Annotated in this window: 14 protein-coding genes; 4 read left to right on the top strand and 10 right to left on the bottom strand. The window is 66.7% G+C overall.

Annotated elements, in window-relative coordinates:
• Positions 1-139 precede the first annotated feature (139 nt).
• Positions 140-1,942: a hypothetical protein gene (locus KME82_RS15380; protein WP_215494837.1), complete on the top strand. Its 1,803-nt coding sequence runs from the start codon at positions 140-142 to the stop codon at positions 1,940-1,942.
• Positions 1,943-2,083: 141 nt separating this feature from the next.
• A complete protein-coding gene (locus KME82_RS15375) occupies positions 2,084-2,575 on the top strand; it encodes a hypothetical protein (RefSeq protein ID WP_215494836.1) in 492 nt (163 codons plus the stop codon).
• An 82-nt stretch (positions 2,576-2,657) separates the two neighbouring features.
• Here KME82_RS15375 and KME82_RS15370 read toward each other — a convergent pair whose 3' ends face one another.
• The 9 genes from KME82_RS15370 to hemA form a co-directional block, all read right to left on the bottom strand.
• Positions 2,658-4,907, bottom strand: coding sequence for a DUF5916 domain-containing protein (locus tag KME82_RS15370; RefSeq protein ID WP_215494835.1), 2,250 nt, complete (start codon positions 4,905-4,907; stop codon positions 2,658-2,660).
• A 120-nt stretch (positions 4,908-5,027) separates the two neighbouring features.
• Positions 5,028-6,947, bottom strand: coding sequence for a CocE/NonD family hydrolase (locus KME82_RS15365; protein ID WP_215494834.1), 1,920 nt, complete (start codon positions 6,945-6,947; stop codon positions 5,028-5,030).
• A 36-nt stretch (positions 6,948-6,983) separates the two neighbouring features.
• Positions 6,984-7,991, bottom strand: a complete 1,008-nt coding sequence (locus tag KME82_RS15360; RefSeq protein WP_215494833.1) for an NADP-dependent oxidoreductase — start codon at positions 7,989-7,991, stop codon at positions 6,984-6,986.
• Between the two features lie 22 nt (positions 7,992-8,013).
• Positions 8,014-9,252 (bottom strand): MFS transporter, encoded by a 1,239-nt coding sequence (locus tag KME82_RS15355; RefSeq protein ID WP_215494832.1) that lies wholly within the window; start codon positions 9,250-9,252, stop codon positions 8,014-8,016.
• A complete protein-coding gene (locus tag KME82_RS15350) occupies positions 9,252-11,201 on the bottom strand; it encodes a phenylacetate--CoA ligase family protein (RefSeq protein WP_215494831.1) in 1,950 nt (649 codons plus the stop codon). Before KME82_RS15350 ends, KME82_RS15355 begins: the two co-directional genes overlap by 1 nt.
• Positions 11,198-12,385, bottom strand: a complete 1,188-nt coding sequence (locus KME82_RS15345) for an ATP-grasp domain-containing protein (RefSeq protein ID WP_215494830.1) — start codon at positions 12,383-12,385, stop codon at positions 11,198-11,200. Before KME82_RS15345 ends, KME82_RS15350 begins: the two co-directional genes overlap by 4 nt.
• Complete coding sequence (locus KME82_RS15340; protein WP_215494829.1) at positions 12,382-13,374, bottom strand: 3-oxoacyl-ACP synthase III family protein; 993 nt, start codon at positions 13,372-13,374, stop codon at positions 12,382-12,384. Before KME82_RS15340 ends, KME82_RS15345 begins: the two co-directional genes overlap by 4 nt.
• Before the next feature lie 16 nt (positions 13,375-13,390).
• Positions 13,391-14,230, bottom strand: coding sequence for a TauD/TfdA dioxygenase family protein (locus KME82_RS15335; RefSeq protein ID WP_215494828.1), 840 nt, complete (start codon positions 14,228-14,230; stop codon positions 13,391-13,393).
• 25 nt (positions 14,231-14,255) lie between these two features.
• Positions 14,256-15,479: a 5-aminolevulinate synthase gene (gene hemA / locus KME82_RS15330; RefSeq protein ID WP_215494827.1), complete on the bottom strand. Its 1,224-nt coding sequence runs from the start codon at positions 15,477-15,479 to the stop codon at positions 14,256-14,258.
• Positions 15,480-16,559: 1,080 nt separating this feature from the next.
• Here hemA and KME82_RS15325 point away from each other — a divergent pair.
• Positions 16,560-17,981, top strand: a complete 1,422-nt coding sequence (locus KME82_RS15325) for a hypothetical protein (protein WP_215494826.1) — start codon at positions 16,560-16,562, stop codon at positions 17,979-17,981.
• 81 nt (positions 17,982-18,062) lie between these two features.
• Complete coding sequence (locus KME82_RS15320) at positions 18,063-18,236, top strand: hypothetical protein (RefSeq protein WP_215494825.1); 174 nt, start codon at positions 18,063-18,065, stop codon at positions 18,234-18,236.
• A 66-nt stretch (positions 18,237-18,302) separates the two neighbouring features.
• Here the strand turns inward: KME82_RS15320 and KME82_RS15315 are convergent, their stop codons facing one another.
• Positions 18,303-18,779, bottom strand: coding sequence for a hypothetical protein (locus tag KME82_RS15315; RefSeq protein ID WP_215494824.1), 477 nt, complete (start codon positions 18,777-18,779; stop codon positions 18,303-18,305).
• Positions 18,780-19,108: the final 329 nt, after the last annotated feature.

Raw genomic sequence — 19,108 nt, 5'->3', positions numbered from 1 at the left:
CGTTGGCGATGTGGCAGACAGGCACTAATAGTGCGTAGCAGTTGGCAGTTTCAACATCTGCAATTGCTCATTCAAGGTGCATAAGTGTGCCCTGTCCAATACTCGCCCCCTCTTCTATTCCCCCAGGAGCCGCCCCGCCATGATGAGCAGCGAAGACGAAGCCACCCGCCATGCGGCCGACAAGTACCAACTGCTGCTCGACCGTTACGCCTCGCGCCCGTTCTACATCCACGACAAGGCCAATGCCGACAAGATCAACGCCGCGCTGCCCGAGCCTGCGTTCAAGCACGGCACCAACTACACCGTCGGCGAGAAACAGCACAGCCTGTACCGCGTGCTGAGCAACGAGAGCGAGGAAAACGCGGGCGCGCGCGGCGCGCTGCTGGAAGAAATGCGCGGTTCGCTGAAACTGACCCGCGAAGGCATCAAGGGCGAGCTGTCCGGCCGCTACACGCCCCCGCACGACCGCGAGGCCGACGCCGCCACGCTGCTGGGCAGCAGCATGCTGTCCGGCCGGCCCGAAGCGCGCGCGGAAGGCAGCGCCTACACCCGCCTGCAGGCCTTGTCGGCCAACAACCTCAAGGCGATCGACGAGCAGATCGCCGAGTACAAGAAACTGCCGCAGATGCAGACCAAGGAATGCACCGACACCGTCAACGCCTTCATGGGCGACGTGTTCGGCCGCTACCAGGCGGGCATCGCCACCCACGCCACCAACAACCCGGTGCGCGACAACATCTCGTGCACCTCCGATCGCAACGCGCTGGAGCAGTTCGCCAGCGCGGTCAGCGGCGACAAGAGCGCCAGCGAGAAGCTCAGCCACACTTCGGCCACCAACACCCAGCACCTGCAGACCCACGACCTGGTGTTCTTCAACGTCTATCCCAAGACCAACGCCGCGATGCAGGAACAGCAGCAGCAATCCACCCGCTACCTGCGCGAGAAACCCGAAGTGCAAGGCTCGCCGTACTCGCCCAACGGCCAGTCCTTCACCTTGCCGATGAGCAAACTGGCCGGCGCTGAAAGCGAGCGACTGCAGGTGATGACCCTGCGCGACCCGGTCTATCCCTCCGGCGGCACCACCGAAGCCGACGCCAAGCGGCGCATGGAGCAGGGCGGCATCGCCACCGTCGGCGGCGGCGCGCAGGCGCCCGGCTTGGCCGAGCGCCGCATCGGTACGGTGGTCGACCGCTACGAAACAAACCGCAATCTGTTCGTTGGGCCGGACATCGAAAAGGCCCTGTACAAGAACGTCGAGCTGGGCATCTACAAGACCTTGCACGGTCTGCAAGATGCGGCCAAGGACAACCCTTCCGACGAGCGTTGCAAGGATTTCTTCCTCAAGCTCAAGACCGCCAACGAGGCCACCGGACCGGCCAAGGACAAGCAGGTCATGGACGTGATCAAGCTGTATCAGTATCCGCAGCTGATGGTCGCCGGCTCCGTGCCGGTGAAGGGCGCGGAGGTCTATCGCCCCAGTCGCGAATTGATCGAGCAATCGCAGCGCGGCGCGCTCAGCGTGGCGAGCAGCTCCAGTTCGCCCGCGGTGGCCACGGTGCACGACGCCAAGGGCCGCGCGGCCGTGCAGGCCGCGTTCGACGTCAAGCCGGGCAAGGAAATGATCGCCAAGAACCCCGGCAACGTCGCCACCTTGGTGAACTACGTCGATCACCTCGCCGGCGAACACGGCCCGGTCAAGAGCGCCAAGCTGGAAAACAAGAACCTGTTCAAGGTCACCTTCGACGACAAGCACACCCTCAGCATCAAGCCGACCGACATGAACGGCATCAAGCTCAAGATGGCGGCGATCACCCAGGCCGGCACATCCCAGCCGCAACAAGCCGAATCGAGTACCGCGCCCACGCAGCAGACGGCCTCGGCGTCGAGCACCGGCAACAAGTCCGGCAACGACGAGCACAAGGTCGCAGTGATACGTCACTGATCCAGGCTCACCGTCGGCGGCGCGGCGACTTCGCACTGGCCGTCGCGCCGCCGATCACAATGGATTGCGCCTGTCCACGGCGCAGGCCGTCGCGGTATCGTGCCGTCGCCAGCGCCACAGCCGTGGCCTCAGGGGAACGTCATGCACCGCATCACTGAGGCATTGCTGCTGTCGATCGCCATCGCCGCGCCCGCGTCGGCGACGGCGACGACGTCGGCCAGCGCCACCGCCCGATCGGTTTCGAGCGCGATCGTTTCGGGCACCAAGTACGGTGCGAACGAAGACAGCAAGGCCGGCAACGCGCAGATCCAATGCGTCCAGCGCATCCCCAACGACGCCCTGGCCGATGCCGTGCAGGGCGTCATCGGCTCGGCCTTGAGCCCGGCCGAACTGACCTATCTGGAAACCTTTTACGCCAGCGCGCTGGGCACCCGCTTCGTGAAGGCGATGGCCGACAATATCGATCCGATCAAGCCATTCACCGACGCGCAGTGGAAGCAGATCAAGGCCGTCGAGGATTCGCCGCAGCAGGCCAAGCTGCGCAAGGTCACCGCGGTGGAAAATCCCAAGGCCGCCGCGGCCATCGGCGGCGCGCTCAAGTCGTTGCTCGACAAGTGCTTCAATAAAACCTGACGACGCGCCCCGGCGCGCTGTCCAGATGAGGCGCGGCGCGACGCAACGCCGGCTGGACGAATGGACGCGAGAGCGCGCCGGCTCAAATCTCGAACCGATACGACAGCTTGACCAGCAACTGCTCGCTGTCGCGCAGTTCGAACGCGTCGCGGAACTGGCGGCGCGTGTCGAAGCCGCTGCCGTCTTCCAGCAGCGAGCCGCCGCGCACGTAGGCCACGTACAGGTACGACAGCGGCGCCAGTTCGTAGCGGTAGCGGATCTGAAACCCGAGATTGCGCAGGGCGAAATCGGCGAGCGGCGTATTCACCGCGATAGGTTCCCCGTCCGGCGCCACCCGCCAGGCCTTGCGCGCCTGCGCCTCCAGGCCGATCGCTTCCAGCCGCACCCGCAGTTCCTGCCGATCGTTGATCAACCACGCCGCGCCGGCATTGAGCATGAGCTGGTTGGAGCGGTAGGTGCCCAGCAATCCGGCCTCGCGCCGCCACAAGGTCCAGTCCGGGTGGTGCTCCACCCGCACCCCGCTGAACAGACTCAGCCGGTCGTTGATGTGATAACTCGGCTCGACATACACGCTGCGCAGGCCGCGATTCCAGCCGCTCAGGCCGTCGGCGTCGTACTGCATCTCCACATTGAACGCCCACGGGCTGTCGCCCTGGCGCGGACGGAAGCGTTCGAACACCCCGAACAGGCGCCGCGGCATGTCGACCACGCCCTTGCCGCGGGTGATCAGATCGTCGTGGCCCGGGCTGAGCGTGCCCACTTCGATGAACTGATTGCCGCCGTCGCGACGCTCGCTGCGCCGATTGACGGCGAGCGCGTCGGCGATGTGCACGCCGTTGTCGTTGACCCGATGCGATACCGAGTAATGCCAATCGTGCGCGGTGAACGGCGAATCCGGCGGCAGCGCGGTCACCCGCCGGCCGAGGTCGTAGCGCAGATAGTTGTAGTTGTTGCGTTCCAGATAGCCGAAGTCGTTGAGTTGCAGCTCGCCGCCCAGGTGCAGCGCATACAGCTGGTGGCGCCAGCCGTTGCCGCGGTCGTAGTCCACCCGCACTTGCGCGCCGCTGTCGCGCAGCCGGCGCCCGCGCTCGTCGACGCTGGAACCCACCACGGTGCTGCGCACGGCCCAGCGCTCGTTCGGGGTCCAGCGGTGATCGAATTCGTAGACGGTCGCCTCGCGATCGAGGAACGGCCGCTTCACCTGAGTGACCATCGCGCCGACGCCGTGACGCAGGAAGTCGCGGCTCGCGCGCACGGCGTAGAAGTCGCGCCCGACCGCGTCGGCCTCGCTCGCGGCGAACACGCCGTAGTTGACGCCGCCCGCGCTGCCGTTGAGCTTGACCGCCGCGGTGACATCGCCCGAGCCGATCGCATCGTCGCTCAGGCCGCCGACGCGGCGGGTGTAGATCAGCCGGTTGTTGGGATTGAGCGAGCCGAACGGAACCTCGAAGAAGCCTTGGTTCTCGGTGAAGAACGGGCGCTTGTCGTCGAAGAAGGTCTCGACCGCGCCGAAGTTGACCACCAGCCGGTCGCTTTCGACCTGGCCGAAGTCGGGATTGAGCGTGGCGCTGAGCTGGAAGCGGCCGTTGGGCTTCCAGAACAGGTCGGCGCCGGCGTCGAAATCCGAATCGCGTCCGACGAAATCGCGCACGCCGTTGACGTAGGGCGTGATGGTCAGCAGCGACTGCCCGTATTCGGGCACTTCGATCTTGTTCAACACCGACAGGAACCGGGTTTCGGTCAGGCTGACCGCGGGCCACGAGGCGCGCTCGCCGGTGGCGCCGATCACCCGGTCCAGGGCGATGCCGAGCAGGCGCTTGCCGTCGCGGCCGTCGCGCATCGGCGCGATATGCCAGGGGATCAGCATTTCCGCCGACCAGCCGGTTTCGTCCTCGCTGACCGCGTGATGCCAGTCGCCGTCCCAATCGTCGTTGAACTGGTTCTCGTTGCTGACGGTGGTGTCGACGATGCCGTCGGCGAGGGTCAAGGTGAAGTTGTAGCCGCCGCGGCCGTCGCCGTCGAAGTCGACGTACAGATTGACCCGGTCGACCGCGGCCTCGCTGTTGTCGCGCTGTGTGCGCTGGCGCGTGCGCGGCACCGAGGCGTCCTGCAGATTGCGGAAACCCACCGCCAGGCCCTGCGGCGTCGCCAGCACCCAGGCCTGGGTCGGTTGCGGCGCGGGCAGCCGCGACAGCGGTTGGGTCAGGCGGAAATCGGTGATGCTGCGCGCCTCCCGCCATTCGTCCGGATCGAGCCGGCCGTCGACGAGGATGGCGCAGCAGGCGGGTATCGGTGCAGCCATCAAGGTGGTGAAGATCAGCAGGGCGCGCATAGGGATCGGCATCGGAGACAGAAGGGGTGATGCGCGCGGTCGCAGGGACGCGTGCGGCGGGCGAACGGGCGACGGGGAGCGTGCGAACGAAGCGTGTGAGCGAGGATCGGCGAGCGGGAATCAGCGCGCGGCGGTCGGCGTCGACCGCGACGGCACCTCCGGTTCGACCAGCGGCAGGCTCAGCGACGAGGCGTCGAGCCGCACCGACACCCGCGTGCCCGGCGGATAACGCAAGGTGTAGCCGGGGTCGCTGGACAACAGCACCAGGCCGATGCGATGGCCGGCCTTGAAGCGGTAGTCGCCCGGTTGCAGCGTCCAGCGCAAGCGGTAGGACTCGCCGGCGCGAATCGCTTCGCTGCGCTCGCGGCCATGGCGATTGCGTACATCGATCCAGCCGCGCGTCACCACCTGGTACGGCGTCGACGCGGTCGTATACGCATAGATCGGCCGACAGCCCGAGTTGTTCGGCAGACTGTCGCCGAAGCACCAGGTCTGCGCGGTCGCGGCGAAACCGGTGACGCGCGTGTCCTCGCCGTAGTCCACCAGCAGCGCGGTGAGATAGGGCGAGGGGCCGTCGAGCGCGGCCTGCACGCTGACCTGCGCGGTGCCGGACAACTGGGCGTCGTCGGCGAGCGGTTCGCTCAGGAACAGCAATCGATTGGGATCGTCGCGATCGGGATGCGCGATCAGTTCGGCGGCGTTGCGCGAAGGCGCATCGACGAACGCGCCTTCTTCGGCGTGCGCGCCGCTGCGATGGTCGGGCGCGCGCCGCAGCGCATGCGCCGAACCCGCGTCCGCCTGCGCATGCAACTGCCAGGTGATCGCGCGCGCGCCCGGACGCGGCCACTGCGGGTAGGGCTGCCACTGGCCCGGCGCGGTTTCGAGCTGGACCTGTGGCCACGCATCGGTGCCGCTGTCGACGCCGTACAGTGCATGGTCCAGCCACGCCTGCACCGCATCCAGCCACGCTTGCCGGCGCACGTTGAGGATGTCGGCGTGACCGGCCTGATACAGCCACAACCGGCGATCGACCCGATGCCGCCCCAAGGCGTCCCACAACTGCGCGAACTGGCTGGTGCGCGCGTTCCAGTCGGACAGCCCGGCGATCTGGAACACGCTGATGCCGTGGCGCCTGAGCCGGTCGATATGTCGGGTGAAATCGCGCTGCGCCCAGAACCCGTTGTAGTCGCCGCTGACGCGATCCATGCGCTGCTCGATCGACGCGATCGCGGCCGCGCACTGCGCCGGCCGCGCGCGGGTCAGCACCACCTTCGCGTGCAGGTCGGCGTCCTCGCCGGGAAACCCATCGGGTTCGACCACGCCGCCGTTGGCGCGGTAATAGTCGTACCAGTTGGAGGTCACCACGTTGGCGACGACCGTCTTGAGCCCGACGACCCCGGTCTGCGCCACGCCCAGCGCCAGCGTGGCGTTGTAGGCGTTGCCGACCATCGCCACCGCGCCGGTCGACCATTCCGCCCGCGCTACGCGACCGTTGCCGTAGGTGGCGCGGGCGCGGCCGGTCAGCCAGTCGACCACCGCCTTCATCGCCTCGATCTCATCGGGCCCGGTCAGCGAAGGACAGCCTTCGGAATCGCCGGTGCCCAGGCTGCTCGCGGCGACCACGGCATAGCCGCGGGCGACGAAATAATTGTCGTAGTTGGAACGGGCGTAATCGACCGCGGGCTTGGCGTGGGTGGGCGGAGTCCACGGCGACAGCCGCGGCTCATCGACGATTTCGGTGGGGTGGTGCGGCGCTTCGATCAGGCCGCCGAAATACGGGCTGGCTTCCAGGATCACCGCCACTTTGTGAGCGCCATCGGACTGGCGCGGCCGGGTCACGAACACCGCGACCCGGTCGCGACGGCCGTCGCCGTCGCTGTCCACCGAAGTTTCCACATGCACCACTTCGCGGATCGCGTCGGCATAGGAATACTGCGGCTGGGTGCGGCCGTCGCGGACCACCGCCAGGGTGTCGGCGCGGGCCGGCACGACCGCGGCGGTGAGCGAGATGAGCAAGGCGAGCGAGGGCAGCAACCGCATGATCAAGTCCTTTTGATGGAGAAGCGCGGCGACGATTTAGGCAACCTTGACCAGCATCTTTCCGAGATTGCGGCCGCTGAGTACACCGAGGAACGCATCGACGATGCCATCGAAACCTTCGACCACGGTTTCCACCGGCAGCAGCCGGCCCGAGCGCAAGTGCGGCACGACGAAGTCCTGCAACTCCTCTTGCAGATGGCCGTAGTTGCGCACCAGGAAGCCCTGCAGGCGCAGGCTTCGCTCCACCACTTCGAACAGATTGCGCGGCGCCGGCGGCGGCTGCGTGCTGTATTGCGCGATCGCGCCCGACCAGGCGATGCGGCCGTGCGGACGCATCTGGCCGATCGCCGCTTCCAGATGATCGCCGCCGACGTTGTCCAGATACACGTCGATGCCGTCGGGCGCGGCCTGGGCCAGTTGCTCGGCGATGGGGCCGTCGCGGTAGTTGAAGGCCGCATCGAAGCCGAGCACGTCGCGCAACTGCGCGACCTTCGCCGCCGACCCCGCGCTGCCGATCACCCGGCCGGCGCCGAGCAGATGCGCCAACTGGCCGGCCATGCTGCCCACGCCGCCGGCCGCGGCCGAGATGTAGAGCGTTTCGCCCGCGCGCAACTCGGCGATGCGGGTCAAGCCGACATACGCGGTCAGACCGGTACCGCCGAGCACGCTCAACCAATGGCTCAGCGGCACGCCGTCGAGCGCCGGCAGAATCCGCACCTCGTCGTAGCCGACCCGCGCATGCGTGCGCCAGCCCTGGCGATGAAACACCAGATCGCCGACCGCCAATCGCGGTTCGCGCGAGGCGATCACCCGGCCTACCGAGCGGCCTTCGAGCGGCGTGTGCAGCGGCCACACCGCATCCATGCACTCGCGCATGTACGGATCGACCGAGAGGTACAGGTTCTCGACCAGCGCGGTACCCGCGCCGGGCTCGGGCAACGGCTGCTCGACCCAGGCGAAGTCGTCCGCGACCGGTTCGCCTTGCGGCCGGCGGACTTGATGCACCGCGCGCGATCCGGACTGACTGACGTGGGAAGGGCTCATGCAAAGGCTCCTGGCGAAAAGGTCATGGCTGGCTCGCGGCCAGGATCGTGCGTTGATGCGGGCGGAATCCGATCGCGATCCATACGCTGGCCAGCGCGAACGCCGCCATCGCCGCGCCGACGCAGAAGAACGCGCTGTCCAGCGACACCCGCGCGGCTTGGCCGAGCCACGGCATCAGCGCGATGGTGCCGATGCCGATCGCCAGCAGCCGCAGCGAGGCCATCTTCGCCTTGTCGCCGGGGTTCGCGTGTTGCTGCAGCGTGGTCAGCAGCCAGGTCAGGCTGTTGAGGTTGGCGAAACCGCCGACGAAGAACGCGAGAAAGTGCGCGAACGGATCGCGGCTGAGCGCCAGCAGCAACGCCGTGCCGGCCTGGACCAGCAGCCACAGCGGCAGCAGCGATTGCCGCACGGTGTGGCGGGTCAGGGTGGAGGCCACCAGCATGCCGATGCCGAAGGTCGCTTCCAGCGCGGCGATGTACCAGCTTTGCCCGCCGTAGGAGCGATGGACCAGCGGCACCACCAGGGTGCTCAGGCCATTGGCGAAGAAGAAATCCGCCGCGCACAGCGCGACCATGCCCAGCACCACGGTTTCGTTGCGGTACTGGGCGAGCATCTGCCGCCAGTCGCGCAGCGCATTGGGCAACAGCGAGCGCAGCCGGCTGCCGGCCAACAGCGCGCGGTTGGCGTCGGAGGCGTCCAGGCGGATCGATGCCATCACCGCCGCCGCCGCGCAGGCCATCGCCACGTCGACCAACAGCGCCCGCGCCGGCGGCGCGACGCTCAGGATCACCCCGAGCAGGGCCATGCCGGTCAGTGCGCCGGCCTGGATGGCCGCGCCGAGCAGGCCGTTGACCCGCACCCGCAAGGTGTCGTCGATATGGCGCGCGGAAAACTTGAACAACGCCGCGCGCTGCATGTTGTCGAACACCGCCAGCGCCAGCGCGGCCGCGCCAATGATCGGCACCGAAGCCGGCGTGCCGGCGATGTCGGCCAGCACGATCGCCAGCACCGTCGCGGCGCGGGCCAGACCGCAACCGACATAGACCCGCCGGGAATCGAGCGCGTCGACCAGCGGCCCGCAAAACGGCAGCACGCAGACCGCGCCGATGCCTTGCAAGGTCAGCACGATCGCGAACGCCTGCGCGCTGCCGGTCAGCGCGAACAGCATCTGCCCCAGCGCGAGCACGTACACGCCCATGCCGATGCTCGACAGCAGGATCGATACCAGCAGCGCGCGGGCCGGACGGTTGCGCCAGAGCATCAGCCCAGCCTGCGGTCGATGACGGTCTTGACCTTGCCGCTGACTGCGTCGCGGCGCAGCGCGCCTTCGGGATGGCATTCGACCACCAGCCCGAACACGCTGTCGCCGAAACCGAGCAGGGTGCGCAGCTGATGGAACTGCGCGATCAGGTGCGCGCGGATCTGATCCGGGTCGAGCGTGCGCGCCGATTCGATCCGTGCGATCAAGGCCTCGCGCCCGTCGCGCTTGTCGATCTCGACCTGCAACTGCGACACCTCGAAGGTCTCCAGCGCGTCGTGCAGTTCGCGGTGGCGCACGGTCGAGCCGAGGAACTTGATGATGCCGTCCGACCGCCCGAGGTACTCCATCACCCGACCCGACAGGCCGCAGGCGCAGTCGCGATGGAACACCCGGCCGATGTCGCCGATCCGGTAGCGCACCAGCGGCGCTTCGAACTTCTGCAGGCTGGTGATCAGCAAGTGACCGACCTCGCCGTCGGGCACGGCCTGGCCGTCGTCGTCGACCACTTCCAGCAGGTTGTAGTCGTCGCAGATGTGATGCAGCGTGCCGCGCATGTGCGGGCACTGGAAGCCGAGCTGGGCGCCGTCGTTGGCGGCGAGCACGCTCGCGACCACGTCCGTATCCAGATGCTCGCGCAGCCAGGCCTTGTCGGACTCGGCCATCGGCGTGCCGCCGTACAGCACCTTCTCGATGCGCAGCGCCGGGTCCTGCGCCTTGGCCTTGCGCAGCAGCGGCATCAGCAGGGTCGGCAGGCCGATCACGGTATTGGCGCCGAACCGGTGATGCAGCATCAACAAGTCGTCGACGGTGCAGGCCTGGGTGGTGGTGTAGCACTCCACCGCCATCTGCGAGAACTCGCAGCTGCTGGTGATCGAACCGCCGTACAGACTGCCGGCGAACAGCGTATTGATCACCCGGTCGCCCTTGCGCAGGCCCAGCACGGACCACAGCGGAATCGCCTCGCGCACCATGTTGGCCCAGTCGCCGCGCGAGTACACGATGTAGCGCGGATCGCCCGAGGTGGCGCCGCTGCGCAACACCTCGCCGCTCGGCGGCGCGTCGCTGTACAGGTTGCGGTTGAGCGGCAGCGTGTTGGCGTCGAGTTGCCGCTTCTCCAGGATCGGCAGTTGCGCCAGCTCGGCCACGCCGTGGATCTGCGGCAGATCGCGATAGTACGGCGTGCGCCGGGCCTGGCCGATCAGATAGCGCAGCTTGGCATCGAGACGCCCGCTGCCGTGCGCGTCGTCGGCTTCGCGCGCATCGGCCAGGCGGGTGCCGGCCAGGTGTTCGCGACGCACCAGCAGGCGCGTCCACGAGGCGCGCGCGTCCAGCGCCGCGACGCCACGCAGGAAGCTCGTCGCGTCCTGGCGCACCGGGACGCCCAGCCGGATCGTCAGGTTGTCCTCGTCTTGCGGATCGTCGCCGTAGAGGTCGGGTTCGTTCCAGACCGCCGCGCCCGATGCCGAGACCGGCACGAGATCGGGCACATGAATCGTCCGATGCTCGGACTGCGCGCGCTCGTCGAGCACCGATGCCTCCGGCAACGGAAACCCGTAGCCGCGCAGGATCGTGGTCAGGCCCTGCCAGAACGTATCGCGGCGCGAGCGGATCAGCACGTGGTTGCCCGCGGCCCAGGCGAACAGCAGCCCGCGCAAGGTGTTGGCGACGCGGTGGTCGTCGAGCACGATCGTGCCCACCGGCGACAACTGATCGACGTCGTTGCTGTCGATCAACGGCTGCCACGGGTACTGGCTCAGACCGCCGAACCACTGGTCGAGCGCCTCGGTCAGTTCGGCGCTCGCGAACAGGCCGCCGACCGAGCTCAGGTCATGCACGCGCAGCAACCGCGCGAGCGCCGAGTCCGGGTCGGTGAGCGCGCGTTCGGCGCGCTGGACCGCGAGCAGCAAGTCGGTGGGGTAATGGCGTGGCGATGGGGAAGGGCGGGTCACTGCGGCGCTCCGGCCTGGATCGAAATGGATTGGGCGCATTCGTGCAGGAAATGCCCCAGCGCTTGCGAATCGTGATGCGAGGCTTCGACGAACACCGGCGCCAGCCATTCCTGATAGGTGATGTGATCGGGCAACGGTTGCTCAGGCGCCAGTTGATGCAGGCGATCGACGCACGCGTGTTCGCGCAGCGGCGCCGGCACGTCGATGCGATGCCCGGCCTCGCGCGGCAGATGGTGGCCGGGAAACACCAGCCAGCCGTGGTATCGGCCCGAGCGCGGCAATGCCGGCGGGCGTTCCAGGCCCAGGCGGATGGCGATTTCGTGCGAGGGCAGGTGCAGGCCGCTATGGCGCTGGTGCGCATCGACCACGCCGGCGCCGCCCATGCGATTGGCGACTTCCAGGAATACCAGCTCGCCGTCGGCGGTCTCGAACATCTCCAGATGCAGGCAGCCTTCACGGATGTCCAACTGCGTGATCACCTGCTGGGCGAACTCGCGATAACGCGGATCGTCCGGCAACTGATACGAACCCAGCGGCACACCGTAGGCGAAGTCGACCGGCTTGTTGACGTAGCGGCTCACGACCAGATCGACCAGCACGCCGTCGCGGATCAGGCCATCGGCATGCAACAGCTCGCCTTCGATGTACTCCTCGAGTTGGTAGTCCTCGCGCTGCGCCAGCTCACGCCAGGCGACGATCGCGTCGGCCGCGCTGGCATGCACGCTGACGCCTTCGCTCGATGCGCCTTGCCGCGGCTTGACCACGGTCTTGCCCGACCAGGGCAGTTCGGCGGCATCGCCGGGCGCGGAAACGAAACGCGGATAGCGCAGTCCCGAGTCGGCCAGGGCCTGCTTCATCCGCACCTTGTCGCGCACCCGCTCGATCTGCGCCAGCGAGGCGCCGCTGAGCCCGAGGTGTTCGCGCACGTGCCAGGATTCGATCATGCCGAATTCCGACAGCGACAACAGCCGCTCGAAACCGTCCTCGCGCGAGGTGCGGGCCAGGATGCCGGCGACCAAGTCCTCGCCGGGATCCAGCACCAGGCGCGTGCAGCGCAAATCGGCGGGCAGGTCGGCCATGCGCGCCGGCTGGCCGATGTAGGTGACCTCGTGCCGTTGATGATCGATGCCCAAGTGGTAATGGATTTTCCGATACGGCACCTGGTGAATGATCAGGATCTTCATTGCCGGCACTCCAGCGCGGTGATGCCCCAGCTGAACCCCATGGCGCTGGTGGCGAGCAGGACCCGGTCGCCGCGCACCAGGCGGCGCGCGTCGACCAGATCGCGCAGCGCGATCAAGGTATCGGCCGAGCCCATGTGCGCGAGGCGGTGGTAGTTGAAGACGCTCTTCTCGCGCGGCAGCCCGATCGCCGCCAGCAGGCGTTCGTGCATGCTCTTGTCGCCGTGGTTGATCAGCAGATAGGCGAAGTCGTCGATCGTCAGGTCCAGCGCTTTCAGCGTGTCGTCGAGCAAGCCGACGAAGTTGTCGACATACGCCGCCGCCAGTCCCTCGCGATGCTCGCCGCGACGGATCACGATGCGTCCGTCGCGGCGTTCGCCGAAGTAATAGTCCGACCAGCTCGGATCGGTGCGCATCGCCGAATGCAGCAGGGCGAAGCTGCAGCGCTCGCCGCCGCCCAGCAGCATGGCGCCGCCGGCGTCGCCGAAATTGAACAGCGCCTTGGCCTGCGGATCGGCGTAGTCGACCATGCGGCTCAGGCGGTCGCCGAGCAGCACCAGCGCATAGCCGCCGTGTTCGCGCCCGCTGCCATCGCGCGCCGTTTCGTTTCGCGCCATCCGATCCAGCGCGATCTGCGCCGCGGCCATGCCGGCGTTGCAGAAGTTGGCGACCTCGAAGCAATGCGCCCGCTCGATGCCCAGTTCGTGCGCGACCTTGGCCGCCGGCGACCAGAACGGCGTCTCCCATTCGCCGGCGCCGGCGTAGATCACCTGGGTGATCGCCGCAGGGTCCACGCCGCTGCGCCGCATCACCGCGCGCGCCGCGTCCAGCGCCAGTTCCCAGGAGCGTTCGTCGTCGCCGAGCACGGGAAAACTGTCGCAATGGGTGATCTGCAGAATGTCGTCCACCGGCACGCCGCAGGCGGCGTGCATGCTCGACACCTCGGCGCGTGCGCTGGGATAACTCAGGTCGAAGTCGACGATTCCGTTCATCGGACGGGCCATGGCCTCAGTGCAGTTCGATGCTGATTCGATGCACGGTGCGGTCCACGCCCGGCTCGACGTCGGTCACCGCGTGCAGCGTGGTCTGGGTCTTCCAGGCGACCAGATCGTTGTTGCTCCACTCGTGGGTATAGACCCGCTGCGGCGCCTGGATGAGTTCGTCGATCAAGGCGAAGAACGCCGCGTTGTCGTTGGCGTCCAGGCCGATCACCGAGTCCAGGTACTCCGGCGCGCCGTACAGGTATTTGCGGCCGGTGTCGGGATCGACCTTGACCAGATCGTGTTCGACCTTCGGATGCTTGGTCTCGATCCAGGCCTTGAACTCGGCGACCGACAGGCCGACATGCTCGGCCTGGATGCGCAACCGCTTGGATACCGTATGCAGCGCCCTGCGTCCCTCGATCCGCTTCTTCCATTCCTCGGGCAGGCGATCGTAGACATCGGCCGCATTGGCGAACAGGGTGTGGCCGCTGTCGCTGGGCACCTTGATCCCGTGCAGCAGGGTGTACGGCGCCGGATTGGCCACGAACGAGGAATCCTGATGCCAGAAATTGCCGACCCGGGCGATGCCGATCGGCTTGTTGTCGCGCACCTCGTTGGAGGAAATCATGATCTCCTCGAACTCGGGATGCCGGTATTTGTCCAGCACGAACGGAATCGGCCGGCCCAGCCGCGCGGCCAGTTCGAGCTGCTGCTGCGGCGTCAGCGCGATGCTGCGCACCACCACCAGTTCGCGCTGGTGCAGTTGCTCGACGAACTGGTTCCACAGCTCGGGTTGCTGAAAGTCTTCATAGGTCACACCGGTGAATTCGGCACCGATGAAGGGGGTGATCTGAGTCAAAGCCACGGTCGTTCTCCTTGCGATCGGTGGGTCATTCCTGCTCGAGGCACAGCTGCAGCGTGCTCACGAAGGCTTCGATCTGTTCCGGGGTGCGGAACGGGGCGATGGTGACGCGGAAGCGTTCGGTGCCCTTGGGCACGGACGGGTAGGTCACCGGTGCGACATAGATGCCGAATTCGTCGAGCAGGCGTCGCGACACCCGATGCACGCGCTCGCCGCCGGGCACGATCACCGGGACGATGTGGGTGCCGCCGTCGAGGAAGCGCAGCCCGGCCTTGCGCAGCGCGTTCTTCAGCCGGATCACGTTGTCCATCACCCCGCGACGCAGGTCGTCGCCGCGCTGCACGATGTCCAGTCCGGTGAGGGTGGCGTCGAGCACGGCCTGCGGCATGGTCGAACTGAAGATGAAGCCCGGCGCATGCGAGCGCACGTAGTCGATCGCGCTGTCGGGGCCGGCGACATAGCCGCCCAGCGTGCCCAGCGCCTTGCTGAACACCCCTTGGACGAAGGTCGCGCGGTGATCGTTGAGCTCCTCGGCCAGGCCGGCGCCGGTCGGCCCCATCAGGCCGATCGCATGGGTTTCATCGAGGAAGGTCAGCGCCCCGTGCTTTTCGGCCAGGTCGAAGAACGCACTCAGCGGCGCGACATCGCCGTCCATCGAGTACACCGACTCGAACACGATCAGCTTCGGCCGCTCGCGCTCGTAACCGGCGAGCATGCGGTCGAGCGCCTCAAAGTCGTTGTGCGGAAATACATGCTTGGTGCAGCCGGTCCGGGCGATGCCCTCGATCAGCGAACGATGGTTGTTGCGGTCCGAGAACACCACCATGTCGGGGATGGCCGCGATCAGCGTGCTCAAGGTTTCGAAGTTGGCGGCGTAACCGCTGGAGAACACCAGCGCGCGGTCCTTGCCATGCCATGCAGCGATGCGTTTTTCCAGCTCGGCGTGCGAGACGCTGGTGCCGCCGATGTTGCGCGAGCCGCCGCTGCTGGTGCCGTGCAGCTGGGTCGACTCGATCTGGGCCTTGATCAGGTCGGGATGTTGACCGAGCCCGAAGTAATCGTTGCCGCTCCACACCTGCACGACCCGGCAGCCGTGAGCGGTATGGCCGGGGTGCTCGCTGATGTGCGAGAACTCGTAGAACGTGCGATACAGGCCGTTTTCACGCAGTTCGTCGAGCTTCTTCTGCAACGGCGCGAACAGCGCCGCCGCGACGTCGAGCGTCTTCAACGGAGTTTCAAATACGGCTTCCATGGCGTGCGATCTCCCGGTCGAGCGGCCACTGCGGTGCCGCCGACTTCATGAGTACGAAGTGGGTCTGTGGGGATGGGGCGGGGGAGCGCGCTCCAAGCCTTGCGACTCAGGCGCGGTGCTGCGCATTGGTTGCGGTCAACACCGACGGCGATGCGACGCGATCGGTTCGATGGATTTCGGTCTTGCGGACATAACGTTCCTTGTCATTGTTCGGCCGTGCCGAGTCGGTCCTTTGCTCTTGCGAATACTGCCAGTTGCGCAGCGGCGTGAAAGTTACTTCGCGCTATTTTCATATGCCACCGAATAATTCGGGAACTGTGACGGCATATCGATCATTCGTCGTAGACAAAAAATAGTTGTGCATCGGTTGTGCTTACGAACGGTATCGCGCTCACTCAATCGCAAGCGATTGCATAAATAAGCGTCTTTTCTCCGGAGATTTGCGCGAAAGCGTCCATGGTCTTGATGCGAGTGAGAGATCGGTCGGCAGGTTGCATGGGTGAAACACGATGGTGTCGGTGCGACGAATGCGTGCGCGATACGCGAGGTGGATGCGCATGCGTATGCGGCAAAACATCGAACGACATCGAATGAAAAATGCACAGGTCGTTGCGTGTTCGCGACGATCGCTGTCGCCGTCGTTGCGAATGAGTGCAAGGCGATGGCTGATCGCTGCGGAATTGGATGATGGCGCATCCGCATCTCATCGCATGAGTCGGCCGAATCCGTGTTGCCAGACAACATCGAAACTGCCATGACATCGATGACCAACTGCGCGCGCTCGTTTCGACGGCGCGGCTCGTTTGCCGACGCGGATTGATGTCTCGGTTTCGGCATAAAGCCGTCATCCATCCGCAACACCACCGACGCAAATCCGACGCGACGCGCGACGCTTTGCCGACCGACCGACCTGGGCCGGCGACGGTCCGGCGCGCAGTCGTCCGCCCGCGCCGACGAACCGCCCGGCCACCGCACGGATCGAAACCTGCGCTACGTCACGGTTGTCTCGGCCCTGGCCCCTGGCCGCGCCCAATCGCGTTAGCAATGGCAACGTTGGATGGCGAAACAGGGGGAGTGGACATGAAGACAGCATTAGCCGCGGTGGGAATGCTCGTGTGCGTCGTGGCCGCCGCCGCGCCACTGGAGGTCAACAAGCCCGCCGATCAAGGCGCCGAGCTGCAGCGCAAGCTGCTCGCCACGCCGAACCCGGCGCCCAAGCGCTTTCCGAGCTTCGATCCGCACTACCCGCCGCCGCCGGGCACGCCCGATGTCTTCCAGCTCAGCCAGGACTTCCCCACGACCTTCAAGCAAGAAACCTTCCCGTGGACGGCGATCGACTTCAAGGCCTTCCCGACCGAGTACATGGGCGCGGTGCTGAGCTACTGCCTGGAAGGCAACGTCGACGTCGATTTCAAAGTGCAGGACAACAAAGTCCGCAAGTGGTACCACGCCCCGTGGCTGCACGACGACGGCGACCAGTTCGGCGCCGGCCGCGAGTACCACCACGGCCTGACCCGCGAACGCAAGGCACGCCCGTTCGAACTGCACCGCAGCCAGAGCGCGCCCGGCCAGAACTGGGCGGTCGGCTTCTACAACGACCGCGGCGGCACCGCCCTGGGCAAGGTCTGGCGCACCGCCAGCGGCTACCCCGACCCGTATGCCTCGACCTTCCCCGAGAACACTGTCGCCTGCAAATTGCTGTTCACCGACGCCAGCGTCGAACAGATCCCGTACCTCGTCGGCAGCAAGACCTGGACCGCCAACATCTACCCCGACACCGCGTACAACAAGCCGCGCGTCGACAAACCCATGCGCCTGCTGCAACTGGACGTGGCGGTCAAAGACCCGCGCGTGGCCGACACCACCGGCTGGATCTACGGCACCTTCGTCTACGACGGCGGCAGCGCCGGCAAGACCGTGTGGGACCGCATGGTGCCGGTCGGCCTGAGCTGGGGCGATGATCAACACGACCGCACCGACGCCAACCGCGACGGCGTGTTCGTCAACACCTCGCTGACCCAGGCCCGCATCACCTCCTCGCTGGTCGAACAGACCGGCTGGGACTACGGCAACCGCGCCTACGTCCGCCACCACGGCCTCGGCGGCCGCGTCAACGGCCCGATCGACAGCCCGGTGTCCTCGTGCATCTCCTGCCACGGCCGCGCCGGCACCCATGCCGACACCACCATCGGCCCCAAGAGCGGCCAACCGATGGCGATGGCGTACTTCGCCGCGAGCAAACCCAGCGACTACCCGCTGAGCCAGTTCGACGAATTCTTCAAACCCATCCCCGGCGGCGCCCACATCGAAGTGCAGAACAACGAGCGCTTCGTGACCACCGACTACTCGCTACAACTCACCGGCGGCATCCGCAACTTCTACCAGAACCTGCGCAGCCAGCCGGTCATGAAGACCTTGCATGCACGCGGCGTCTCGGCGATGGCGGCCAAGGAATTGCAGGCGGTGGAGCCGTTGCCGAAGGTGGCGCGCGATGCGGATTGAGGCTCGGGGCGCGCAGACGCGGCGTTGTGGTCCACAATGGGCGCTCTGAGTCCTCTCGCCGTCAACTGCACAAGGTGATCCATGGCTATCGTTGATCTGACTGGGGAAGAGATGGCGCTGATTCGCGAGGCGTTGCACTACTCAAAGCGCGCCAAGCGCGACGGCCCCGCACCGAAAAGCCTGACCGACCAATCCATTCGCACGATCGACAGTGCGCTGGCCAAATTGGCGGACGCGAAAGAGCAACAGCCGTAACCCGACGCATGAAAAAAGCCCCGCTCAGCGGGGCTTTTTTTTGGGCTCGCCGATCCCAGGTGAGGCTTACGATGCGGCCGGCGCCGAAGGCGCCACCTCCGGCCGGGCCCGATTGAACCGCGCCGACAAGGTCCGGCGCAGCCCCTCCAGCCCTTCGCCTTTGCCGGAAATCTTCAAGAACGCATAGCCCTCCAGCGCATTGCTCATCAGGTCGCTGCCCAACGCCATGTGCGTGTCGTTGGCGCGCTCGAACAGGCGCGTCAAGCGCACCAGCCGCGGCCGCAGCGCATCGAACGCGGCCAGATCGCGGCGCATCGCCTCCAGGTCGAAATTGCGCGGCAGGATGTTCGGGTTCTGCTCCATCACGTCCACCGCCTGCCGGCAGAACGACTCCGACTTCTCGCCCATCTTGGTCAACTGCCGGCGCTGGTCCACGTTCAGGCCGATCAACGGCGCCAACTGCGCTTCCAACTGCGTGAGCGCCGCATCCACGGCATCCAGCGCCTCGGCCGACAGATTCAAATCGATCAGGTTCTGACTCATCTTCGTTCCTTGTAAGTCCATGTCAGTACGTCGGCCGACACGGCCGACGCGCGCAGCCTAGACCGTCGCCCGCGCGCCGAAACCCGGCCCGCGCCCGCGTGCGCGCCCGCATTCACGCCCCCGAAAGCTTGCGCACACCGCATGCACCCTTGCGTGCGCAGCCCCGATGCCGGCGCGCAAGCCTCCAAGCATCGCGCGCAAGCCTTCGGGCTCGGTCGCAAGGCTCCGGGGCTTGCGATCGCAGACCTCCACGCTCGGACCGCAAGGCTCGCGATCCCAAACGCAAGGCGCGACGCTCCGCGCGCAAGCCTTCATGCTTGCGCGCAAGG

The sequence above is a fragment of the Lysobacter capsici genome (genome assembly GCF_018732085.1).
GTDB classification, from domain to species: Bacteria; Pseudomonadota; Gammaproteobacteria; order Xanthomonadales; family Xanthomonadaceae; genus Lysobacter; species Lysobacter capsici_A.
This window is presented reverse-complemented; position numbering and strand designations above follow the sequence as displayed.